Below are 23,541 nucleotides of genomic sequence, written 5' to 3'. Positions count from 1 at the left end.
GGAGTAATGATGAAACCCTTTGCACACGCCCTCGCTCTGGCACTTGCTCTGGTCGCTGGCACCGCTGCCCCTGTTTTTGCGCAGGGCGGGCCGCTCCGGATTGATATTACCCAGGGTGTGATCGAACCGATGCCGATCGCGGTCCCGCAATTCGTGGCGGAAACCGCTGGCGCGCAGGATATGGCCGCGCAGCTGACCCGCGTGATCGCCGCCGATCTGGTGGGCACGGGCCTGTTCCGCGAGATTCCCCGCGAGGCGCATATCAGCACGATCAGCAATTTCTCGGCTCCGGTGCAGTATGCCGATTGGAAGGCCGTGAACGCGCAGGCGCTGGTGACGGGTGCCGTGTCCACGGATGCGAGCGGTCGTCTGATCGTGAAATTCCGCCTGCATGACGTGTTCAGCAACGGTGAGATGGGCGAGGGGCTGCAATTTGCAGGCACCACCGATGGCTGGCGCCGCATGGCCCATAAGGTCGCCGATCAGGTCTATAGCCGCATCACCGGCGAAGGCCCGTATTTTGACAGCCGCGTGGTGTTCGTGTCCGAGCAGGGCCCCAAAGCCCAGCGTCAGAAGCGTCTTGCGATCATGGATTACGACGGCGCGAACGTGAACTACCTGACCGACAGCAGCAGCATCGTGCTGGCCCCGCGCTTTTCACCCACGGGTGATCGGGTGCTGTATACCAGCTACGAGAGCGGCTTCCCCCGCATCTATGTGATGGACGTGGGCAGCGCGACCCGCCGCCCGCTGGCCGATCAGCCCGGCACCATGAGCTTTGCACCCCGTTTCGGGCCTGATGGCAACACCGTGGTCTATTCGGTGACAGAGGGCGGCAACACGGACCTCTATTCGCTGAACCTTGCGTCGGGGCAGCGCAACCGTTTGACCAGTGCGCCGTCGATCGAGACTGCGCCGAGCTTTAGCCCGGATGGCAGCAAGATCGTGTTCGAGAGTGACCGCTCGGGCAGCCAGCAGCTGTACATTATGTCCGCGAGCGGCGGCGAGCCGACCCGCATCAGCTTTGGCGATGGCCGTTATGGCACGCCCGTGTGGTCGCCCCGAGGGGATATGATCGCGTTCACCAAGCAGAACAAAGGCCGCTTCCACATTGGCGTGATGCGCGTGGATGGCAGCGAAGAGCGTCTTCTGACCGCGTCTTTCTTGGACGAAGGCCCGACTTGGTCGCCCAATGGCCGCGTGATCATGTTCACCCGTGAAACGCAGGGCGAGAATGGTGCCGCAGCGCTGTACTCGGTCGATATCTCGGGTCGCAATCTGAAGCGTGTCAGCATTCCCGCAGGCGGATCGGACCCCGCGTGGTCTCCGTTACAGCGGTAACCGTATCTTGGGCGCAAGCCTTGTGTTATAAAGCTCAAAAATCGAAAGAGCAGGAACCTAAATCATGAAAACTCTTGGCACAATCGCAGTTCTCGTTGCGGCCCTTGGCCTCTCGGCGTGTTCCAAAACCGGTGCGGACCGTTTTGGCGCGGACGGGGGCGCTGGTGCGGGCGCAGGCTATGGCGCAGGCGCAAATGGTGCCTATGGCGATCCGTCGAGCCCCGCGTATTTCCAGCAGGCCGTTGGTGACCGTGTGCTGTTCCTTGTGGACCAGTCGTCGCTGACCGCAACCGCGCAGGAAACCCTGTACAAGCAAGCCCAGTGGCTGCTGACCAATAGCGACTACAAAGCTATCATCGAAGGGCACGCGGACGAGCAGGGCACGCGCGAGTACAACATCGCGCTGGGTGCGCGCCGTGCCACGGCTGTGCGTGATTTCCTGATCTCGCAGGGTGTGCCCGCGACCCGTCTGGAAACCGTGTCGTATGGCAAGGAACGCCCCATCGCTGTCTGTTCGAGCGAGGACTGCTATTCGCAGAACCGCCGCGCTGTGACCGTGATTTCGGGCAGTGCCTTTTCCAGCTGATTTGTGACCGCGTTTAAAAGGAGTTTGGGATGATCCGGCAGACCTTGGGTGCGCTGATGATCGGGACAGTTCTGGCTGGTGCGCCTGTTTGGGCGCAGCAGGCGGACGAGGCAACGCTGGCGGATTTGCGTCAGCAGTTGTCTGTGCTGAATGTGGATATCCAGCGGCTGAAGCGCGAGCTGTCCACCACAGGCGCGCCTGGTGGATCGGTGCAGGGCGGATCGGTGCTGACCCGTGTGGACGCCATCGAATCCGAAATGACCCGTCTGACCAACCGGATCGAGGAGTTGGGCCACCGGATCGAAACCGTCGTGACAGCGGGCACCAACCGCGTGAATGATCTGAACTTCCGTTTGTGCGAATTGGAAGCCAGCTGCGATATCTCGACGCTTGAGGACATGCCGCGTTTGGGCGGGGCAGAGACGGGGGCGGCTATGCCGGTCTCTCCGATCCAGCCTGCGACGGGCGGGACGGAGTCCGCTGGCACCGAACTGGCTGTCAGCGAGCAAGCGGATTTCGACCGTGCGCAATTGGCCCTGACCGAAGGGCGCTTTGACGAGGCGGCGGCAGATTTCGCGTCGTTCATTGAGGCGTATCCTGGCAGTCCCTTGACCGCGACGGCCCATCTGGGCCGCGCCAAGGCGCTGAAGCAGCAGGCGGACACCCGCGAAAGCGCGCGCGCCTACCTGCAGGCGTTTTCCACTGATCCCGAAGGGCCCGGCGCTGCCGAAGCCTTGACCGGACTGGGATCAGCTCTGGGGCAGCTTGGCCAGTTGAACGAGGCGTGCGTGACCTTGTCCGAGGTCAGCGTCCGCTTCCCCGGTGATCCGGCGGTGTCCGATGCCAGCACGGCGATGGGCGATCTGGGCTGCTCGTGAGCGCGGCGCTTCGTAACGTCATTGCGCGGCTTCGGGCTGCGCCACAGCCCCTCGGCATTGCGGTGTCGGGGGGCTCTGATTCTGCGGGGTTGATGCGGGCTGCGGTGGCGGCAGGGCTGAAGCCGCAGATCGTCACCGTGGATCATGGGCTGCGCCCCGAGTCGCGGGCCGAGGCTGAGGGCGTGGCAGAGGCGGCGCGGCTGTTGGGGCTGAGCCACGATATTCTGGAATGGACCGATTGGAGCGGGCAGGGGAACCTGCAGGACGCCGCCCGCCGTGCGCGTCAGCGCCTGATTGGTGCGTGGGCGGCAGAGCGAGAGATACCGGTCGTTGCCTTGGGGCACACGCAGGATGATCAGGCCGAGACGGTGCTGATGCGGCTGTCGCGGGCGTCAGGTGTGGACGGTCTGTCCGCGATGCCCGAGTGGCGCGAAGCGTATTGGGGGCACTGGTGGCGCCCGATGTTGGAGTGCCCCCGTCAGGACATCCGCGACTGGCTGAGCCAGAGCGACGTGTCGTGGGTCGATGACCCATCCAACGAGAATGAACGCTTCACTCGCGTAAAAATGCGCAAGGCGATGCCGCTGCTGACAGAATTGGGGATCGGGCCGGATGTTTTGGCGCAAGTGGCCCTGCACCAGCAGCAAGCGCGGGACGCTTTAGAAGAAATTACATCGGATTTGGCTGCGCAAATTGCCACAGTCGATGGCGGACTGCTGGAATTACAGGCAGAGCCTCTGTGGGCCGCCCCGACAGAAATTTCGCGCCGTCTGATTTTGGCGGCACTGCGGTGGATCGCGCCCGCGCCGTATGCGCCGCGCTCTGATGCGGTCGAGGGGGCGATCGCGAATCTGCGGGACGAACAGCCGACGACTTTGGCGGGATGCGCCCTGCGTCCGCGCAAGGGCGCTATCGCTATTTTCCGTGAATACAATGCTGTGCGGGACACCGTGGCCACGCCGCCAGCCCTGTGGGATGGAGTTTGGCAGGCCATCCCGCCAGCGGGCGCGGAACCCGCCGAAATCCGCGCTTTGGGCCCCGAAGGCATGCGTCAACTGCCCGATGGGCGCCCTGACACGCGCCCCTACGCTGCCCTGATCGCAGAGCCAGCGGTGTGGAAAAACGATCGGTTGATCGCCGCGCCGATGGCCGGTTGGGCCTGCGGATGGCAGATTAACCGTGAAATCGGGGCAGATGATTTCACTCAAAGCATCTTATCGCATTGAACCTCGCCTGCGACTCTCTATTTTGGTGTGAAAAGGTCAGGGCGCGTCTCTGGCTTTGGACTTCAAGGAGATGACTTTTGCAAAACGCGCGTAGCATCGCATTCTGGGTCGTGCTGTTTCTGCTGGTCCTTGCCCTGTTCAATCTGTTCAGTGGCAGTGGCACCTCGATGCAGAGCCAGACCGTCAGCTATTCGGAGTTTGTGCAGTCTGTGGACAACGGCAACGTCGCCCGTGTGACGCTGGATGGGGAAACCATCCGCTTCCAAGGCAGTGACGGTCGGGACTACCAGACGATCAAACCCGGTGACGCTCAGATCACCCAGACCCTGGTCGACAACAACATTCCGTTCGAGGCACGGAGTCAGGAACAGAGCGGTCTTCAGACCTTCCTCGTGTCCCTGCTGCCGTTCCTGCTGCTGATCGGCGTCTGGATTTTCTTTATGAACCGGATGCAGGGCGGCGGCGGTGGCCGTGGCGGCGCTATGGGCTTTGGCAAGTCCAAGGCCAAGCTGCTGACCGAGAAGCACGGCCGCGTCACCTTTGACGACGTGGCAGGCATCGACGAGGCCAAGGAAGAGCTCGAAGAGATCGTGGAATTCCTGCGCAACCCGCAGAAGTTCAGCCGTCTGGGCGGCAAGATCCCCAAAGGCGCGCTGCTGGTGGGCCCTCCGGGTACCGGTAAGACGCTGCTGGCCCGCTCGATCGCGGGTGAAGCGGGCGTTCCCTTCTTCACCATCTCGGGTTCGGATTTCGTGGAAATGTTCGTGGGTGTGGGCGCAAGCCGCGTCCGTGACATGTTCGAACAGGCGAAAAAAAACGCGCCTTGTATCGTCTTCATCGACGAGATCGACGCTGTGGGCCGTGCCCGTGGTGTCGGCATCGGCGGCGGCAACGACGAGCGCGAGCAGACCCTGAACCAGCTGCTGGTCGAAATGGACGGCTTCGAGGCGAACGAGGGCGTGATCATTATCGCGGCCACCAACCGCCGCGACGTTCTGGACCCCGCACTGCTGCGTCCGGGCCGCTTTGACCGTCAGGTCACCGTGCCGAACCCCGACATCAAAGGCCGCGAAAAGATCCTGGGCGTTCACGCGCGCAAGACCCCGCTGGGCCCCGACGTCGACCTACGCATCATTGCGCGCGGCACACCCGGCTTCTCGGGTGCGGATCTGGCGAACCTCGTGAACGAGGCCGCGCTGATGGCCGCTCGTATCGGTCGTCGTTTCATCACGATGGAAGATTTCGAAAACGCCAAGGACAAGGTCATGATGGGCGCCGAGCGTCGCAGCATGGTCCTGACCGCCGACCAAAAGGAAAAGACCGCCTACCACGAGGCAGGTCACGCAGTGGTCGGTCTGGAACTGCCTCAGTGTGATCCGGTCTACAAAGCGACGATCATCCCGCGCGGTGGCGCACTGGGTATGGTCGTCAGCCTTCCGGAAATCGACCGCCTGAACTGGCACAAGTCGGAATGCGAGGAAAAGCTGGCGATGACCATGGCGGGCAAAGCCGCCGAGATCATCAAGTACGGCGAAGACATGGTCTCGAACGGTCCGGCTGGCGACATCCAGCAGGCTTCCGCTCTGGCCCGTGCCATGGTCCTGCGCTGGGGCATGTCGGACAAGGTCGGCAACATCGACTATTCCGAAGCCCACGAAGGCTACTCTGGTAACACCGCAGGCCTGTCGGTTTCGGCCCACACCAAAGAACTGATCGAAGAGGAAGTGCGCGGCATCATCCAACGCGGATACGAGCGCGCCTACCAGATCCTCACCGAGAAGAACGAAGAGTGGGAGCGTCTGGCCAAGGGTCTGCTCGAATACGAGACCCTGACCGGCGAAGAGATCAAGCGCGTCATGCGCGGTGAGCCGCCCCAAGCCTCGGGTCAGGATGACGAGGATGACGCTGGCTCCAGCAGCATCACGGCGATCCCCAAAACCCGCGGCAAGAACAAGCCGTCGGGGGACACACCGGAACCCGAACCTTCGGCATAACGCCATACTGAACGCCCCGCCCAACAGCGGGGCGTTTTGCTTTTCCGGCCTCTGGTGGCCGGAACACAATTCCCCGCTTCTTTTTGCTGAAAATACTCACTATCCCGAAGGCGCACACAGTCTCGACGCACGAAAGGACTCATCATGCCCGCCCTCAAGCCCACATCCTTCACCGCAAAGATCACTTGGCTGGGGCACGTGCCAGACCGCGATGCATCACTGGCCTCCGAGCCGCTAGAGCAGATGGACCTGACATGGGCTGGCGTTGCGACCGAGGCGCATGGCGGTGAGACCCGCCCCTCTTGCACCCGCGTGAAATCACAGCACCCCAGGGGCACAGAGATCGCCAATGTCCGCCAGCTGACGATTCTGTCTGCCGAGGAACTGACCGAAATCGCTGCCGAAATGGGTGTCGATGCGTTCAACCCCGCATGGGCTGGCATCAGCATCGTGATCGAGGGCATTCCCGATTTCACACACGTCCCGCCGTCCTCGCGCTTGCAGGCCGAGAGCGGGGCGACGCTGGTGATCGACATGGAAAACCGCCCCTGCCATCTGCCCGCCAAGGTGATCGAAGAAGACGCGCCGGGCAAAGGCAAAGCCTTTAAGACGGCAGCCGTGAACCGCCGCGGTGTGACCGCTTGGGTCGAACGTCCTGGTGCGCTCAAGGTTGGCGATATCCTGCGCTTACACATTCCCGATCAGCCCGTTTGGCAACATCTGGACGCCGCGCGGGCGGAATAAACCGTTTAGGGCCGATCGCAGACTTGTTCTGAGCGTCAGAACCGACTACCTGCGGGCGCAACACTTGCCCGCAGGAGATATGACAGGATGGACAGGACGCGCCGCGCCCCTACCGAATGCCCCGACATGCCTACCTTGCGTGCCCAGATAGATGATCTGGACACCCAGCTTGTGGCCCTATTGGTTGAGCGTGCGACCTATATCGACCGCGCCATCCAGTTGAAACCGGACGCAGGTTTACCCGCCCGTATTCGCGACCGAGTCGAGCAAGTTGTCGCTAACGTGCGCAATAAGGCGGATTCGCAGGGGCTTGACCCCGATTTGACTGAGAGCCTCTGGCGCAAGATCATCGACTGGTCGATCGATCGCGAGGAACGGGTTCTCGGGACCCACAAGGAGTAACCAGATGACCGCGAAGATCATCGACGGCAAGGCCTTTGCGGCCTCGGTACGCGAAAAGGTGGCAGGCCATGTCAGCCGCCTGAAAGAAGAGCACGGCATCACCCCCGGTCTGGCGGTGGTTCTGGTGGGTGAGGACCCCGCGTCGCAAGTCTATGTCCGCTCGAAGGGCAAGCAGACGGTTGAAGCGGGCATGAACAGCTACGAGCACAAGCTTGATGCCGCCACATCCGAGGCGGATCTGCTGGCGCTGATTGATCAGCTGAACAATGATCCTGCGGTTCACGGTATTCTGGTGCAGCTGCCGCTGCCCGATCATCTGGACAGCGATCTGGTGATCAACTCGATCGATCCGGCCAAGGACGTGGACGGCTTCCATATCTCGAACGTGGGTCTGCTGGGCACCGGTCAGAAGGCCATGGTGCCTTGCACGCCGCTGGGCTGCCTCATGATGCTGCGCGATCATCACGGGTCGCTGTCGGGTATGGACGCGGTCGTGATTGGCCGTTCGAACATCGTGGGCAAGCCGATGGCGCAACTGCTGTTGGGGGAAAGCTGCACTGTTACCATCGCGCATAGCCGCACGAAGGATCTTGCCGATGTGGTCCGCCGCGCGGATATCGTGGTGGCCGCTGTTGGCCGTCCCGAGATGGTTCCCGGCGACTGGATCAAAGAAGGTGCGACTGTGATCGACGTGGGCATCAACCGCATTGATGCCCCCGAAAAGGGCGAGGGCAAAACCCGTCTGGTTGGCGACGTGCATTTCGAGAGCGCTGCGGCCGTCGCGGGCGCGATCACCCCTGTTCCGGGCGGCGTGGGCCCCATGACCATTGCGTGCCTGTTGGCGAACACCGTCACCGCGTGCTGCCGCGCGAATGGTTTGGCGGAGCCTCAGGGTCTGACCGCATAAGCTGGCTCAGGATTGGCGAATTCAAAGGTGCGCGGTCCGCTGGCCCGCGCGCTTTTTTGTTTGTGGGGTGCTCGGGACCTCACCAAAGCAGCAACGAAGCCTACCCTCGCGCATGGACTGGCGTGACAGGCGGCGGTCCCCGTCTCAAGGAAAATAGCGGTATCCCCGCGTGCCGCGCGGAGCCTCCGCGATTTGCCTTGCGCCGGAGCCCTTTGCCCGTCTCTTGGTCCTGCGTGCGAGGGCAGGCTCCGAAGCAGCAGGGGTCAGGTGCGGCGTTCGAGCTTGGTGGCGAGGTGGATCAGGCTCTCGATCTCTTTGACGCCGCGGGCGCTGCCGATCCATTCGAGGGTGCGGTCCAAAGTGGCGGTGTCGTCTGTGGCAACCTCGATCACCAGATCATAGCGGCCCGAGGCGCTGTGGATGGCCTTGACCTCTGGCAGGGATTTGATGCGCCCAACGATGGCCGAGGTTTCGTGAGGATCTGTGCAGACCAAAAGCGTGCCGCTGATGGCGGGGCGGGCGCCCGCGCCGAGGCGGATCGAGTAGCCCTCGATCACGCCGGATTTTTCCAGACGTTCGAGACGCGCTTGGACCGTGGTGCGGGCCAAGCCGATGCGGCGCGCGATGGTCGAGACGCTCATGCGGGCATTTTCCGACAGGGCTGCGATCAGGGCGAGGTCTGTTGCGTCAAGTTGCATGGTCTGCACCGGTCCTTGGGCAAATTGCTTTGCCGAATCATACGATATGACTTTGCATTTCGGCAAGGTGATGAATGCCTGACAGTCTGACGCGGATGGATGATGGTGGCTGGACTTGTTGGATAGGCCGACTACTGTCGGAAGAAAGACCGCTATGGAGGACAGCATGGAGAAGTTCGGCAAGAGCCAGCCGGTGACGCGCCGCGAGGACATCCGTTTTCTGACCGGCGGGGGGCGTTATGTCGATGATATCGTGCCCGACGGCGCAGGTGTCGGGGTGTTCTTACGCTCTCCGGTGGCGCATGGGCGGATCACAACGCTGGACGTATCAGCAGCGCGCGAGGCGGATGGCGTGCTGTGTGTGCTGACTTGCGAGGATCTGATCGCGGCGGGCATGAATGTGGCCATGCGCGGGATGGTTCTGACGAACCGCGATGGCAGCAAGGCTGCAGCGCCGGAGCGCCCGATGCTGGCGCGGGATGTATTGCGATTCGTCGGGGAGCCTGTGGCGCTGGTCGTCGCTGAGACGGCGCAAGCGGCCAAGGATGCGGTCGAGTTGATCGAACTGGACTATGAAGAGCTGCCCGCAAAGCTGGATTATGACGCGGGCGGGCCTGTCGTGCATCCCGAAGCCCCGGACAACTGTGCCTTTGATTGGGACATGGGGGACGAGGCTGCGACGGAGGCGGTGTTCGCCGAAGCCGCTCATGTGGTTTCGCTGGAGATCGAGGACAACCGGATCATCGTAAATTCGATGGAGCCGCGCGGCTGTTTCGCCGAGTGGGACGGCAGCCGCTTGCACTTTGCCTTTAACGGGCAGGGCGTGTGGGCGATGAAGGGCGATCTGGCCAAGGCGATGGGTTTGGAGCCCGAGCAGATTCGCGTCACCAACCCCGATGTGGGGGGCGGTTTCGGCATGAAGGCCATGGGCTATCCCGAATATTTCGCGGTGGCGCAGGCGGCGCGGGTTCTGGGTCAGCCGGTGAAATGGTTCGCCGAGCGGACCGAGTCGATGCTGTCGGACAATGGCGGGCGCGATCTGGTGTCGTGCTGCGAGATGGCCTTTGACGCGGATCTGAAAATGGTGGGCTACCGCGTGGACACGCGCTGTAACCTTGGGGCCTATAACTCCGAGAATGGGCAGGCGATTCAGGCAGGTTTGTTCGCCAAGGTACTGACCGGCACCTACGATGTGCAGACCACCTATCTGCGGTCGCGTGGGTATTACACCAACACGGTGCAGGTGGACGCCTATCGCGGCGCAGGCCGCCCCGAGGCGATCTATGCGCTGGAACGCTGCATGGATCACGCAGCGCGGATGCTGGACGTGGACCCGATCGAGCTGCGGCGGCGGAACTTTATCCCCGTGGATGCCTTTCCCTATAAATCGGCGACCGGGGAGTTGTACGACGTGGGGGACTTCAATCGCGTTCTGGATCGGGCAGAGGCCGAGGCGGACCTGAAGGGCTTTGCCGCCCGAAAAGACGCGAGCGCGGCGCAGGGGCGTCTGCGCGGCATGGGGCTGTGTTACTACATCGAGAGCATCCTTGGCGATCCGTCCGAAGGGGCTAAGGTCGAATTTCACGACGATGGCACCGTGTCGATCTATGTCGGTACGCAGTCGAACGGGCAGGGGCACGAGACGGTCTATGCCCAGTTCCTGAGCGACCAGACCGGCATTCCGGTCGAGCGGATTTCCGTGATCCAAGGCGACAGTGACTTGATTGCGCGGGGCGGCGGGACGGGCGGGTCCCGCTCTGTGACTACCCAGAACACCGCCACTCTGGCAACGACGGCCAAGATGATCGAAGCTTTCGCGGCATTTTTGGCGGATGCCGAGGGTGTGCCAGTAGGGGATGTCAGCTTTGACGACGAACGCTTCCGGATCGAGGGGTCGAACACCGCTCCGACTATGCTGGAGGCGGCGCAGATGGCGCGGGATGCGGGGCGTAGCGATCTGCTGACCCACGAGGCGCGGGCCAAGCTGCCCGGTCGGTCTTATCCGAACGGCGCGCATATTGCAGAGGTCGAGATTGACCCCGACACAGGCGTCGTGACTGTGGACCGCTATACCGTGGTTGATGATTTCGGCAACCTCATCAACCCCTTGCTGGCCGAGGGGCAGGTCCATGGCGGGGTCGCCCAAGGGATTGGCCAAGCCATTTCCGAGCATGTGGTGTATGATGATACGGGCCAGCTCTTGACCGCGACCTTTATGGATTACGCGATGCCGCGGGCAGTAGATTGTCCTTGGGTATCGTTCACGTCAGAGCCCGTTCCCAGCACGGCAAATGTGATGGGAATGAAGGGCTGCGGCGAAGCTGGCACGGTTGGTGCACTGGCTGCTGTAGGGAATGCGGTGCAGGACGCAGTTTGGAGCAGAGGAATCACAAGGGTCGACATGCCCTTTACCCCTCTGAAAATGTGGGAGCTGTTGAAGAGCGATGCGGTGGCGGCTGAGTGATAGGTTTCTGGGTTGGCTGCGGGCCAGCCCCAAGGAATTGCATACGGCGCGGAGCTATACCCGTCAGCCGGTCACTCATGTTATTATTCTCGACGGTACCATGTCCCGCCTCACCTTGGGGATGGAGACGAATGCTGGCCTGACTTACCGCCTGCTGCACGAGGTCGGGATGCCTGTGTCGCTGTACTACGAAGCGGGCATTCAGCTGCGTGATTGGCGCAGTTGGAACGACGTGATGCAGGGGCGGGGGCTGAACCGCCAGATCCGGCGAGCTTATGGTTATCTGGCCTCGCGCTACCATCCCGGCGATCGAATCTTCTTGTTCGGCTACTCGCGGGGGGCTTATGCGGTCCGCTCACTAGCGGGGGTCATCGACAGTGTCGGCCTGCTGCGCGGACCAGAGGCAACGGTTCGCAATGTGCGCAACATCTACCGCATGTATCAGCGCGGCGTGCATGACACGGATCGCGCGTTCCTGAGCCGTGTGTGTCACGACGAGATACCCATCGACATGGTCGGCGTTTGGGACACGGTCAAGGCGCTGGGAAACCGTCTGCCCTTTTTCGCGGCGGCGGCGGACCGGAAATACAAATTCCACAATCATCTGCTGGGGCCGTCGATCCGCCACGGCTATCAGGCGTTGGCGCTGGATGAGACGCGCGTCGGGTTTTCGCCAGTGATGTGGGAGACGACGGATGATTGCCCCACCCATGTAGAGCAAGTGTGGTTCCGCGGCACCCACGGGGATGTGGGCGGGCAATTGGACGGCTTCCTAGAGGCGCGGCCCTTGTCGAATATTCCGCTCGTCTGGATGCTGGAAAAGGCCGAAGACTGTGGTCTGACATTACCACCGAACTGGCGCTACCGCTTTCCCACGGACCCTAGGGCGCCGAACATGGGAACGTGGCGCGGGCTGGGCAAAGTGTTTTTAGCGCGTAAAGCACGGACCGTCGGCGCGGATATCTCTGAGTCGCTGCACGAGACGGTTCATGGCCGGTATGACGATCATGTCTGGGCCAGCGATCAGGCCGCGCGGTCGGCAGTCGTGCCCCCGCCGACATTGGCGTCAGAAGCGATCCCGCCCAAGGATATCGTGATTAGCTGATCGTAAGCATCGTGGTCGACGCGGTGGCGTAGAGCTTGCCATCCTCGACCCCTGTGATGCGCGCATGGGCAACGCCGGTGCGGCGGCCTGCGTGATCAACCTCGCCCACGGCTTCGACCTCCATTCCGACGGGAATCGGGCGGATGATGTTGACCTTGAGTTCTAATGTCAGGGAATGCTCGCCGGGTTTGCTGGTGCTGTTCACCGCGCCGCCAAGGGCGCTGTCCAGCAGCGTTGCGTACCAGCCGCCGTGGGTCGAACCGACCAGATTGGTGTGATCGGACTTCGGTGCACCGCGCAGGGTGACGGTGCCATGGGCGGCGTGGGTCATGGAATAGCCCATCGCGGCCCAGATCGGAGGCTCGGGCGATTCACCATTAATGATCCGCAAAAGGTTTTCGAGCCCCGAAAGCTCTGGGCTCAGCGGGGCGTCGGAAGAGGTGTCTTTAGTCATAAATCCTGCCAGTCACAAAAAGGGGCATGCTGCGTGTGCAACATGCCCCGATTGTTCGGATCAGGCAACGTTCTGAAGCTTGACCTGCGGGGTAACGCCGATGGCGTGGCACACGTCGCGGGTCAGTTCGGGACGGTTCAGGGTATAGAAGTGCAGGTCTTCGACGCCTTCTTGCAGCAGCTCGTCACACAGCTCGGTGCAGAGCGCGGTGGCCAGCAGGTCCTGACGGCCATCACGGATCGCCTTGTCAAAGGCGTCGTCCAGCCATGCGGGAACCGAGGTGCCGCACGCCGCCGAGAATTTCTTGACGCCCTTCCAGTTTTCGATCGGCAGGATGCCAGGGATGATCGGTGCGGTGATGCCCGCATCGGCGCAAGCGTCACGGAAGCGCAAGAACGTCTCTGCCTCGAAGAAGAACTGGGTCAGCGCCTCGGATGCACCGGCGTCCAGCTTGCGCTTCAGCCACTCGACGTCCGCTTTGTGGTCGGTCGCTTCGGGGTGCTTCTCGGGGTAGGCGCCCACACGCAGGGTGAACTTGCCGGTGTCGGCCAGCGCGCTGATCAGCTCGCAGCTGTCGGCAAAGCCCTCGGGGTGTGCCTTAAAGCCTCCGGTTCCCTTGGGCGGGTCGCCGCGCAGGGCGACGATCTGGTTGATGCCGGCCTCTGCATAGCTGTTGGCGATGTTCAGAGTCTCTTCGCGAGTGGCGTTGACGCAAGTGAGGTGAGCCGCTACGGGCAGACCTGTAGTCTTGTGCAGGGTGGTCACAGCCTCGTGGGTCAGGTCACGGGTGGTGCCGCCAGCGCCATAAGTCACGGAAACAAAACGGGGTTCCATGGGGGCCAGCACCTGCACAGTATCCCAGAGACGGAACGATGCTTCCAGCGACTGGGGCGGGAAGAATTCGAACGAAATGCGCGGTGCGGTCATGGATAAGCTCCTTTGTTATGTCGCTCTTGTCTCACAAACGTCGGTGTGAGACAAACTCATTATCTTCAACATCAACATGAGCCAAACTCCAAGATGCACATAGAGTTCCGCCATTTGCGCAGCATCAAAGCTATTCACGAGGCGGGCGGTTTGGCCCGTGCGGCGGATATCCTGAACATCACGCAATCTGCTTTGTCTCACCAAATCAAAGGGTTGGAAGAGCAGTGCGGCGTCGAGCTGTTTGTGCGCAAGTCCAAGCCTATGAAATTGTCGGCCGCTGGGATGCGTCTGCTGCGTGCAGCAAACCGCATCTTGCCCGAGGTCGAAGCGATTCAAGAGGAGTTTATGGGTTTGCGGTCCGGCAAATCGGGGCGCCTGCACATCGCGATCGAATGCCACGCCTGTTTCGAATGGCTCTTTCCGGTGCTGGAACAGTTCCGCAAGCTCTGGCCCGATGTTGACGTCGATATCCGCCCCGGCCTGGCCTTTGACGCGCTGCCCGCCTTGCAAAAGGAAGAGGTGGATGTGGTCGTATCTTCGGACCCCGAAGACCTGCGTGATGTGATTTTCGAGCCGCTTTTCGATTATCACCCGATCTTTGTGGCCTCCAAAGACAACCCGCTGGCGCAGAAACCCTATATCGACGCAACAGATTTCCGCGGCGAGACGCTGATCACCTATCCTGTGGAGCGCGCGCGTTTGGACATTTTCAACCAGTTGCTGACCCCCGCCAAGGTCGAGCCAGCTGCTGTGCGTCAGGCCGAACTGACCGCGGTGATTCTGCTCTTGGTCGCCTCGAACCGTGGTGTCGCCGTTCTGCCTGACTGGGTGGTCCGCGAGGTGAAGTATAATAGTGACTATGTCACGCGCCCCCTGACCAAGAACGGGATCACCCGCCGTCTCTATGCCGCTTTGCGTGAAGAGGATCGCCAGAAACCCTATATGGTTGATCTGCTGCGTCTGGCCGAAGAAGAGGCGCACAAGCTGCAAGCGGTTTGAACGGGAATCAGCCCTTGGCAAACGGGGTTTGAATGCGTAAACGGGCGCCTTGAGACAAAGGAGCCGGTTGGATGCAGGGCAGCGCAAATCTGAACATCATGATCAAGGCGGCACGCAAGGCGGGCCGTTCGCTGGTCAAGGACTTCCGCGAAGTCGAAAACCTTCAGGTCTCGCGCAAGGGCGCGGGCGACTTCGTGAGCCGCGCCGACCTGGCTGCAGAGCACACCCTGCGCGAAGAGCTGCTGGGTGCCCGCCCGACCTATGGGTACCTTGGCGAGGAAACCGGCGAAGTGAAGGGCGAAGACCCCACCCGTCGCTGGATCGTCGACCCGCTGGACGGCACCACCAACTACCTGCATGGCATGCCCCACTGGGCTGTGTCGATCGCGCTGGAGCACAAGGGCCAGATCGTATCGGCCGTGGTGTTTGACCCTGCCAAGGACGAGATGTTCTTTGCCGAAAAGGGCGCGGGCTGCTGGCTGAACGACCAGAAGCGTTTGCGTGTATCGGGCCGTCACCAGATCGTCGACTCGGTGTTTGCGACCGGCGTTCCGTGGGGCACCAAGCGCACTCTGCCCGCAACCATCCGCGACCTGTCGCGTCTGATGCCAGAATGCGCTGGCGTTCGCCGCTGGGGCGCAGCCTCGCTGGATCTGGCTTACGTGGCCGCTGGCCGCTACGAGGGCTACTGGGAGCGTGAGATGCACTCGTGGGATTTCGCGGCGGGTATGCTGCTGGTCTCCGAAGCGGGCGGCATGGTAGGCCCGATCCGCGAAGGCCGCGATCCTTTGGAAGATGGCGAAATTCTGGTTGCGAACCCCGATGTTTACGACCGCTTCGCCAAGATCATCCGCGAAGTCTGATCGCCGCGCATCACTGATTTTCAAAGGCCGCTCTTTGTTGGAGCGGCCTTTTGCGTTTCTACCTACGCCGGACCCGAGGCACCTGCGTCCGGTGCCACGTGTAGTCGCGCTGAATGCTGCGCAAGCCGATCTGTCGATCCCAGAAACGGCGACCGCCTTTGCGGCGCCACAAGGGCCAGGTCAGCGCAATACCGGCGACGAACCCGCCGATATGTGCCCAATAGGCGACCCCGCCTTCGTCGGTCGGCGTTCCCAGTCCGCCAAACAGCTGGAACGTAAACCACAAGCCCAGCATCAGCCACGCGGGCACAGTGATGACGCGCCAGATGATGATCAGGATTAGCAGAATATCGACGCGCGCCTTTGGAAACAGCAGCAGGTAGCCGCCCATTACGCCCGCGATTGCCCCCGAGGCTCCGACCATGGGGACAGAGCTAAACGGATCCGCAGCAATCTGAAACACGGCTGCAGCCAGACCCGAGGCCAGATAGAAGAGCAGATACCGACCCCTGCCGAACTGCTCTTCCATGTTGTCGCCAAAGATATAGAGAAACAGCATATTCCCTGCGATGTGCATGAAGCTGCCGTGCATGAACATCGAAGTGAACAGCGTGTACAGATGTTCGCCATGCACAATCATCACAGGAAACATCGCGTACTCTACATAAACGCGCTGCAGCTCTGCATCGCTGACCAAAAGCGGCCAATGACTGAAAAATGCCAGCACATTCGCCGTGATCAAGGCATAAGTGACATAAGGCATCTGCCTCGACGGGTTCTGGTCTCTGATCGGAAACATACCTTAGGAGATCGGGCGCGGACCCCCTCCGGTCAAGGCCCACCCCGAATTAACCTTACTCATCCCTTCATCTTGGCCAAAATACCCCGGGGTTGCGGGGGCTGGCCCCCGCCTGCGCATACGAAAAAGGCGGCAGCGCGATACGAACTGCCGCCTACGTCCAGGTATCGACTGCGCTTAGGACGATGCAGCCAGCAGGGCGGCGTTTCCGCCCGCTGCAGTGGTATCGACGCACACATGGCGCTCGTGACGGGCATGTCCGGTGTCGGGTTGGCCGGTGATCAGAGGCAGGATCGGGTCAGTGCGTTCACTCAGAGCCACGCCGTAGCTGCGCGCTGTCGCGTCATCGCCCCAGTAAACCACGCCTGAGATGCCGCGCAGGGAGCGCAACGCGTCGGGCGTAACGGCTCCGGTAGCCACCACTGCCACACCGCCAAGGGACCGGATCGCCGCAGCTTGTTCCGCCGCGAGCGCCGCCGTCGGGCCAATGCAAAGGACAGGCGGACGTGCCATTGCGGTCAAGCGGTTCGATTCGCCGGTCGGACCGGGCAGGGTGATGGTGGTCGGGGCTGGGCCTTCGCCCGCTTGATCCACCAGTTTTTGCAGGTCGGCTTCCGCCATCGGAACCGGCCACTCGGCGGCCTGCGCGGGGGCGGGGCGCTTGGTGAAGCGGGTCAGATAGTTCGGGCCACCCGCCTTGGGGCCAGTGCCGGACAGACCTTCGCCGCCAAAGGGTTGGCTGCCGACGATCGCACCGATCTGGTTGCGGTTGACGTAGATGTTGCCCGCGTGGACAGCCTCGGTCACGTGCTGCACACGGTCGTCGATCCGCGTTTGCAGGCCAAAGGTCAGGCCATAGCCCGTGCCGTTGATTTCCGCGATGACCTGGTCCAGTTCACCGGCCTTGAAGGTCGCCAGATGCAGCACGGGGCCAAAGATTTCGCGCTCCATCTCTTTGATCGAGCCAACCCGCAGCAGGGTCGGCGCCACGAACGTGCCGTCGCTTGGGGCGGCCATTTCATGCAGAACACGTCCTTCTGCGCGTGCAGAGTTGATGTAGGCTAGGATACCGGATTGCGCATCTTCGTCGATGACGGGGCCGACATCTGTGCTGATCTCCCACGGGTTGCCGACGGTCAGGGTGTTCATCGCGCCGATCAGCATCTTTTGCAGGTTTGGGGCGATGTCCTCTTGGACATACAGACACCGCAGGGCCGAGCAGCGCTGACCCGCGGACTGGAAGGCGCTTTCGATCACGGCCTGGACCGCCTGTTCGGGCAGGGCGGTGCTGTCCACGATCATGGCGTTCAGACCGCCAGTTTCCGCGATCAGCGGGGCGCCGGGGGCCATGTGTTTCGCCATTGCGCTGCGGATTTTCAGCGCGGTTTCGGTCGAGCCGGTAAAGGCCACGCCGCCCACGCGGGCGTCCGAAGTCATCGCCGCACCCACATCCCCCGCACCCGGCAGAAACTGCAGGGCAGTCGCGGGAACGCCCGCCTCGTGCATCAGTTGGACTGCGCGGAAGGCGATCAGGGGCGTTTGCTCGGCGGGTTTGGCCAGAACGGCGTTGCCGGTGGCCAGTGCGGCGGACACCTGACCAGTGAAGATCGCCAAGGGGAAGTTCCACGGTGAAATACAGGTGAAGGTGCCGACGGGCGCGGCCTCGGGGGCGTTGGCAGCGTAGTAGCGTAGGAAATCCACGGCCTCGCGCAGCTCGGCAATGGCGTCGGGCAGGGACTTGCCGGCCTCGCGGCTGATCAAGGCGAAAAGCTCGCCGTAGTTGGCTTCGAACAGGTCTGCGGCGCGGTTCAGCACGGCGGCGCGGGTGGCACGGTCTGCGGCCCAAGGGGTGGCGGCAGACAGGGCGGTTTCCACGTCGGCTGGCGACGCAAAGCTGACGGTGCCCGGAATGTCGCCAGGGAGAGCAGGGTTCGCAACGTCAATCGCGGTTTCTGGTGCAGGCGCTCCCGCCAGCAAAGGCGCGGCATGCCACTGGTGCGCGCGCCAGACGTTGCGATCGTGTTCGACTGTCGACAGGGTTTGCGCGTGTTCAATATCCCAGCCCATAGAGTTGGGGCGGTCGCCGAATAGTTCGGGGCCAGTCAGCAGGTGCGCGGGGCGGCCCGCAACCGCGTCAAACGGGTCAGAGGCGACGACCGAAGGCGGAACCGCCTCGTTCACGATCTGGTTCACGAACGAACTGTTCGCGCCGTTTTCCAAGAGGCGGCGGACCAGATAGGCCAGCAGATCGCGGTGGGCGCCAACAGGCGCATAGATGCGACAGCGGGTCTTTTCACCCGTGTGCACGATGTCGTGCAGGCTCTCGCCCATGCCATGAAGGCGCTGGAACTCGAAGCTGTCACGGTCGCTGCCCGCATAGTGCAGCACGGCCTGAACGGTGTGCGCGTTGTGAGTGGCGAATTGGGGGTAGATGCGGTCGGTCATCGACAGCAGCTTCTTGGCGTTCGCGATATAGCTGATGTCGGTGGCGTGCTTGTCGGTGAAAACGGGGAAATCGCTGACACCCATGACTTGGGCGTGCTTGATTTCGGTGTCCCAATAGGCGCCCTTGACCAGACGGACCATGATCTTGCGATCAAGGCGCTGCGCGGTCTCATAGAGCCAGTCGATCGCATCACCGGCGCGCTTGCCATAGGCCTGGACGACGATGCCAAAGCCCTCCCATCCGGCCAGACGGGGATCGGCCATGGTGGCCTCGATGACCTCGAGCGACAGGGCGAGACGGTTGGCCTCTTCGGCATCGATGTTCAGGCCCATGCCAGCCTCGGCGGCTTGGACGCACAGCTTGGTCAGACGCTCCACCAGCAGGGGCATCATCGCGTCCCGCTGCGCCATGGTATAGCGCGGGTGCAGCGCCGAGAGTTTGACCGAAATTCCGGGGTTCTTGCGGATGTCCTGATGGGTACAGGCGCTGGCAATGGCAGTGATCGCGCGGGAATAGGCGGTGAAATACCGCTCTGCATCCTCGTAGGTGCGGGCCGCCTCGCCGAGCATGTCGTAGGAATAGGTGTAGCCGCGCTCTTCCATCTTGGCGGCGCGTTTCATGGCGGCTTCGATGTTTTCACCCAGCACGAACTGGCGGCCCATTTCCTTCATCGCGCGCCCGACGGCGGTGCGGATGACAGGCTCGCCCAAACGGCGGATTGTGCTGCGCAGATGGCCCACAGGTCCGGGCTTCTTTTCCTCGAGCACCTTGCCCGTCAGCAAGAGCGCCCAAGTCGAGGCGTTCACCAAGGACGAGGTCGAGTGGCCCATGTGCTTGCCCCAGTCACTGGGGGCGATCTTGTCCTCGATCAGGGCATCGATGGTGTCGGCGTCGGGCACGCGCAGCAGGGCCTCGGCCAGACACATCAGGGCGATGCCTTCGTCCGTGGACAGGCCGTATTCCGCCAAAAAGACCTCCATCAGGCCCGGATTGGTACGACCGCGAATGTCTGTGACCAGTTTTGCGGCGTTGGCGGAAATCTGGGCGCGATCTGCGGCGGATAGGTCTGCGGCCTCTACCAGAGCGGCCAGCACAGCGTCTTCATTGGCGTAGGTGGCTGCGTCAATCCGCAGGGGCAACGCCATCTTCTCATCTAGCATCATGGTGTTCCTTTCCCATTTGGGCCATAATACAGAAGGATATGCAGCCAATATTCCCGATGTTGCGGAGTTTGGCTATTCACATCGACTTTATTTAAGGGGTTTTGCGATGCAAGATGATCAGGCGAACCTTGACCGGTTCGATTACGCGATTCTGTCCGAGCTGGGCCGCGAGGCGCGGCTGAGTGTGACCGAGCTGGCCAAGCGGATTGGCTTGTCGAAATCCCCCACCCAAGCGCGCCTGCGGCGGCTCGAGATGTCGGGGATCATCATCGGGTACCGCGCGCTGCTGGATCCGGTAAAGCTGGGGCTGGACCACGTGGCCTTTGTCGAGGTGAAGCTCGCAGACACCCGAGAGACAGCTTTGACCGCCTTTAATCGCGCCGTGGCCAAGATCGCCGAGGTCGAGCAATGCCATATGATTGCGGGGAATTTCGACTACCTGCTGAAGATCCGCACGCGGGATATGGCGTCCTATCGTCAGGTTTTGGGCGAGAAGATTTCGACCCTGCCAGGGGTTTCGCACACCTCGACCTTTGTAGTGATGGAAGCGGTCAAGGAAACCGTGTCGGGGGATTTGACTTGACGCAAGCGGGGTGCGGCACAGATCATTTCTATGATGAAACGGTTGCTGCTCTTGACCTTGTGGCCTGCCGCCGCGCTGGCCGAATGCCCGCCTGACCCCGCGCAGGAGCAGGCCCTAAGCGCTGTCGTTTCGCGTTTCGCCAAGGCTCCTGATCGCAATGTCGCGCTGGATTTGCACAATCGCATGTGGCGGGTGCTGACCGACGCGCCGGACCAAACTGCGCAGGACTATCTGGATGCGGGGATGGAGCGGTCCCGGATGGGCGATTTGCCCGCTGCGATCAAAGCCTTTGATGCACTGACCGACTACTGTCCCAACTATGCCGAAGGGTACAACCAGCGCGCCATTATCCGCTTTGTCCAAGAGGACTACGAGGCCGCGCTGCCCGATATCGACCGTGCTTTGGCCCTGACGCCCCAGCACTTGGGCGCCATGACGGGCAAGGCCATGACCCTGATCGCCCTTGGCCGTGACGCAGAGGCGCAAGTCATCCTGAAACAGGCGCTGGCCTTGAACCCGTGGCTGCCCGAGCGTGCGTTGTTAAAAGAGCCGCAAGGCGAGGAATTATAACACCTATTCCACGTTGCATTCCTCGCACAGAACGGTAATGTCCGCGCACCCAGACACGTGCCCGCGTGATGGAATGGTAGACATAGGGGACTTAAAATCCCTAGGCCTTTGTGCCGTGCCGGTTCGAGTCCGGCCGCGGGTACCAACACAAGCTCCAAGCCATTGGATGTTGGCTGGTGTGACTTCCGAGATCGTGCAACCAATGACGATAGGCGTTGAGCGTCGGCAGATCTGTATCTGACGACTTTGCCTCCTGTGGCCTGAGATGTGGACGACACTTTTTTATTTGGGCGTCATATTTCCGAGCGAAGGCTCGACTGGATTTGGCGTTTGGTATAGCTTCTGCTTCCCCCAAGAGAGTAAAAGCAATGCTATCCACCTTAATATCTTGCGCGAACATTTTTTTGCGTTTTGCGTCGCTGCCTCTCACAGTGTCTCATAATCCTGACAAGTTTTTTGGATCAACCACCTTCAGTGAAACGGCGGTCATTACAAATCGTCGAAAGACTCCGATCCAAGTGCTCTCGATTGAACTGAGAATTGGTGACGTGAAATGTACTGAGCATCCTAACTGTCCGCTGCAATCGAACACGCCTTTGAATCAGCTAATGAAGTTTGATTTTCCAGATTGCGAGCCCGGGCGCACCTATCCGACTATTCTGACAGCCCGTATTCAAGAAGCGGGCGCCTCCGAACCTAAGTCGATTGTGTTTGAGGGGCGTTTTCGATCCGACGCGATCGGACGTTCTGCGGGGATTATGCCGCGTATCAGGTCTTGCTGATCGCGCACCAAATGGCGTGGCGATTTTCTCATATTTGAACTTTCAAATTACCGGCCCCCTTTGCGCGGCGGGACAGTTTGGTAAATAGAACATATAGTGAACATTCGAGTCGGAGGTTCATTGTGAGTCGCGAGATACTGTCTGTTTGGTTCCTGCGCCTGGCCAGCCAGCGCGCCCTGCGTCGCCGTTCGGTGGCGGGGCCTTTTGCTGTGGTCGGGCGGAACCGCGGGTCAGAGCAGGTTACATGTCTGAGCATGGCCGCCTCGCGGGCCGGATTGCAGGCGGGGATGGGCCTCGCTGATGCGCGGGCCATGTGCCCCGATCTGACGACGGTGCCCGCCGATCCGCGGGGGGACGCGCGATTCTTGCGAATGCTGGCGCGGTGGGCGGGGCGCTATTGCCCTTGGGTCGGGCTCGAGGGCGAAGATGGGCTGGTCATGGATATCACTGGATCGTCCCATCTGATGGGTGGGCCAGAGGCGCTGATGGCCGACTTACGCCAGCGCTTGATGCGGGCGGGGTTTACCGTGCGGCTGGGGGTGGCGCCGACGCGGGGCGCGGCGTGGGCGCTGGCCCGCTATGACGAAGGGATCGCGCTGGGGGATCAGGTGCGTGCGCGGCTCTGGCCGTTGCCTGTGGGCGCCCTGCGGCTGGAGGACGACGTGATCGAGGGGCTCGCCCGTCTGGGGGTGCGCAAGGTGGCGGATCTGGCGGCCTTGCCCCGTGCGACGGTGGGGCGGCGGTTCGGGCAGGAGCCGTTGGTCCGGTTGGATCAGGCGCTGGGGGGGCAGCCTGAATCCATCACGCCGGTGGCCGAGCGCGAACGCCCTGCGTCGCGGTTGACCTTGGCTGAGCCCATTGGCCGGACCGATGACGTCATGGAGGGGGTGCGGCATTTGCTGGGGCAGCTCTGTCCGCAGCTCGAGGAGAGCGGAGAGGGTGCGCGGACCCTGTTGCTGACCCTGCGGCGGGTGGATTTGCGCGATGCCTCGGTCGAGTTGCGACTGGCGCGGCCCATGCGCAAGCCCGAGGATATTGCGCCCCTATTCGCCAAGGGCGTTGACGAGATCGACGCCGGCTATGGCATCGACCAGATGCGGCTGGAGGCGACGGTGGCCGAGGCTTTGCCGCCCGAACAGGTGACGGCGCATTCGGTGCCCGGGGATATCGCGCGGGCAGGGGCCTTGGCCGATCTGATGACGCGGCTCGGTGGGCGCTTAGGGTTGGAAAATGTCCTGCGCTGGCAACCGGCAGAGAGCCATATCCCAGAGAGGGCGTTCAGCACGGCAGCGGCGGCATGGTCGGAACCGGCGCGGGGCTGGCCGGATGTGCCACGGGCGCGGCCTGTGCTGATCTTTGCGCCCGAAGCGGTGGGCGGGTCGGGCGCGCGGGCCGTGCCGCGCCGGTTCCGGTGGCGGCGGATGGACCTGCACCTGCTAGAGGCCGAGGGACCAGAGCGGATCGCGCCCGAATGGTGGCTGGACGATCCCGCGTGGCGGTCGGGCCTGCGGGATTATTGGCGCGTGCAAACCCGCGAGGGCTGGCGGCTGTGGATGTTCCACACGCCCCAAGACCCTGCGTGGTACGTGCAGGGGCTGTTCTGATTTGCC

The 23,541-nt window shown here is 62.2% G+C and carries 20 protein-coding genes and 1 tRNA gene; 16 read left to right on the top strand and 5 right to left on the bottom strand.

Going from position 1 to position 23,541, the window contains the following annotated elements; translation table 11 throughout:
• The first annotated feature begins 9 nt into the window (after positions 1–9).
• From tolB to folD, 8 genes are all read left to right on the top strand, one after another.
• Positions 10–1,341 carry a Tol-Pal system beta propeller repeat protein TolB gene (gene tolB, locus N4A58_RS00775; RefSeq protein ID WP_293707104.1) on the top strand — a complete coding sequence of 444 codons (1,332 nt, stop codon included), beginning with the start codon at positions 10–12 and terminating at the stop codon, positions 1,339–1,341.
• Between the two features lie 64 nt (positions 1,342–1,405).
• Positions 1,406–1,927, top strand: coding sequence for a peptidoglycan-associated lipoprotein Pal (gene pal, locus N4A58_RS00770; protein WP_293707034.1), 522 nt, complete (start codon positions 1,406–1,408; stop codon positions 1,925–1,927).
• 29 nt (positions 1,928–1,956) lie between these two features.
• Positions 1,957–2,805: a tol-pal system protein YbgF gene (gene ybgF, locus N4A58_RS00765; protein WP_293707033.1), complete on the top strand. Its 849-nt coding sequence runs from the start codon at positions 1,957–1,959 to the stop codon at positions 2,803–2,805.
• A complete protein-coding gene (gene tilS / locus N4A58_RS00760) occupies positions 2,802–4,031 on the top strand; it encodes a tRNA lysidine(34) synthetase TilS (protein ID WP_293707032.1) in 1,230 nt (409 codons plus the stop codon). The genes ybgF and tilS overlap by 4 nt, the downstream gene beginning before the upstream one ends.
• Before the next feature lie 77 nt (positions 4,032–4,108).
• Positions 4,109–6,025: an ATP-dependent zinc metalloprotease FtsH gene (gene ftsH / locus N4A58_RS00755; RefSeq protein WP_072705564.1), complete on the top strand. Its 1,917-nt coding sequence runs from the start codon at positions 4,109–4,111 to the stop codon at positions 6,023–6,025.
• Between the two features lie 144 nt (positions 6,026–6,169).
• The gene (locus tag N4A58_RS00750) at positions 6,170–6,769 is read left to right on the top strand and encodes a sulfurase (RefSeq protein ID WP_293707031.1); all 600 of its coding nucleotides are present in this window, start codon (positions 6,170–6,172) and stop codon (positions 6,767–6,769) included.
• Positions 6,770–6,856: 87 nt separating this feature from the next.
• Positions 6,857–7,171, top strand: a complete 315-nt coding sequence (locus N4A58_RS00745; protein ID WP_293707030.1) for a chorismate mutase — start codon at positions 6,857–6,859, stop codon at positions 7,169–7,171.
• 4 nt (positions 7,172–7,175) lie between these two features.
• Entirely contained in the window at positions 7,176–8,078 is a 903-nt protein-coding gene (gene folD, locus N4A58_RS00740; protein ID WP_293707029.1) for a bifunctional methylenetetrahydrofolate dehydrogenase/methenyltetrahydrofolate cyclohydrolase FolD, read from the top strand.
• 263 nt (positions 8,079–8,341) lie between these two features.
• Here folD and N4A58_RS00735 read toward each other — a convergent pair whose 3' ends face one another.
• The gene (locus N4A58_RS00735) at positions 8,342–8,776 is read right to left on the bottom strand and encodes an Lrp/AsnC family transcriptional regulator (protein WP_072705572.1); all 435 of its coding nucleotides are present in this window, start codon (positions 8,774–8,776) and stop codon (positions 8,342–8,344) included.
• Between the two features lie 166 nt (positions 8,777–8,942).
• Here N4A58_RS00735 and N4A58_RS00730 point away from each other — a divergent pair, with 166 nt between their 5' ends.
• Complete coding sequence (locus tag N4A58_RS00730) at positions 8,943–11,240, top strand: xanthine dehydrogenase family protein molybdopterin-binding subunit (RefSeq protein WP_293707102.1); 2,298 nt, start codon at positions 8,943–8,945, stop codon at positions 11,238–11,240.
• Positions 11,221–12,345 (top strand): DUF2235 domain-containing protein, encoded by a 1,125-nt coding sequence (locus N4A58_RS00725; RefSeq protein WP_293707028.1) that lies wholly within the window; start codon positions 11,221–11,223, stop codon positions 12,343–12,345. Before N4A58_RS00730 ends, N4A58_RS00725 begins: the two co-directional genes overlap by 20 nt.
• On the opposite strand, the gene N4A58_RS00720 is transcribed toward N4A58_RS00725, so the two are convergent.
• Both N4A58_RS00720 and metF read right to left on the bottom strand, forming a co-directional pair.
• Entirely contained in the window at positions 12,338–12,799 is a 462-nt protein-coding gene (locus N4A58_RS00720) for a PaaI family thioesterase (protein WP_293707027.1), read from the bottom strand. The genes N4A58_RS00725 and N4A58_RS00720 overlap by 8 nt on opposite strands.
• 60 nt (positions 12,800–12,859) lie before the next feature.
• Complete coding sequence (metF, locus tag N4A58_RS00715; RefSeq protein WP_293707025.1) at positions 12,860–13,726, bottom strand: methylenetetrahydrofolate reductase [NAD(P)H]; 867 nt, start codon at positions 13,724–13,726, stop codon at positions 12,860–12,862.
• A 93-nt stretch (positions 13,727–13,819) separates the two neighbouring features.
• Between metF and N4A58_RS00710 the strand changes: the two genes are divergently transcribed.
• Both N4A58_RS00710 and N4A58_RS00705 read left to right on the top strand, forming a co-directional pair.
• Positions 13,820–14,725 carry a LysR family transcriptional regulator gene (locus tag N4A58_RS00710; protein WP_293707023.1) on the top strand — a complete coding sequence of 302 codons (906 nt, stop codon included), beginning with the start codon at positions 13,820–13,822 and terminating at the stop codon, positions 14,723–14,725.
• Positions 14,726–14,796: 71 nt separating this feature from the next.
• On the top strand, positions 14,797–15,588 hold the full coding sequence (locus N4A58_RS00705; RefSeq protein WP_293707021.1) for an inositol monophosphatase family protein: 792 nt from the start codon (positions 14,797–14,799) through the stop codon (positions 15,586–15,588).
• Between the two features lie 58 nt (positions 15,589–15,646).
• Here N4A58_RS00705 and N4A58_RS00700 read toward each other — a convergent pair whose 3' ends face one another.
• Both N4A58_RS00700 and putA read right to left on the bottom strand, forming a co-directional pair.
• On the bottom strand, positions 15,647–16,387 hold the full coding sequence (locus N4A58_RS00700) for a rhomboid family intramembrane serine protease (protein ID WP_293707020.1): 741 nt from the start codon (positions 16,385–16,387) through the stop codon (positions 15,647–15,649).
• 177 nt (positions 16,388–16,564) lie between these two features.
• Entirely contained in the window at positions 16,565–19,993 is a 3,429-nt protein-coding gene (gene putA / locus N4A58_RS00695; protein WP_293707018.1) for a bifunctional proline dehydrogenase/L-glutamate gamma-semialdehyde dehydrogenase PutA, read from the bottom strand.
• Positions 19,994–20,102: 109 nt separating this feature from the next.
• On the opposite strand from putA, the gene N4A58_RS00690 reads away from it, so the two are divergent.
• The 4 genes from N4A58_RS00690 to N4A58_RS00675 all read left to right on the top strand — a co-directional run bounded on the left by N4A58_RS00690 (position 20,103) and on the right by N4A58_RS00675 (position 23,535).
• Positions 20,103–20,579 (top strand): Lrp/AsnC ligand binding domain-containing protein, encoded by a 477-nt coding sequence (locus tag N4A58_RS00690; RefSeq protein ID WP_293707016.1) that lies wholly within the window; start codon positions 20,103–20,105, stop codon positions 20,577–20,579.
• Positions 20,580–20,609: 30 nt separating this feature from the next.
• Positions 20,610–21,149: a tetratricopeptide repeat protein gene (locus N4A58_RS00685; RefSeq protein ID WP_293707015.1), complete on the top strand. Its 540-nt coding sequence runs from the start codon at positions 20,610–20,612 to the stop codon at positions 21,147–21,149.
• A gap of 59 nt (positions 21,150–21,208) precedes the next feature.
• A tRNA-Leu gene (locus N4A58_RS00680) sits at positions 21,209–21,294 on the top strand.
• A gap of 759 nt (positions 21,295–22,053) precedes the next feature.
• Positions 22,054–23,535, top strand: coding sequence for a DNA polymerase Y family protein (locus N4A58_RS00675; RefSeq protein ID WP_293707013.1), 1,482 nt, complete (start codon positions 22,054–22,056; stop codon positions 23,533–23,535).
• Positions 23,536–23,541 lie beyond the last annotated feature (6 nt).

The sequence above is a fragment of the Donghicola sp. genome (genome assembly GCF_025210255.1).
GTDB classification, from domain to species: Bacteria; Pseudomonadota; Alphaproteobacteria; order Rhodobacterales; family Rhodobacteraceae; genus Donghicola; species Donghicola eburneus.
The sequence above is the reverse complement of the archived record's forward strand: the minus strand, read 5'-3'. Positions and strand labels throughout refer to the sequence as shown.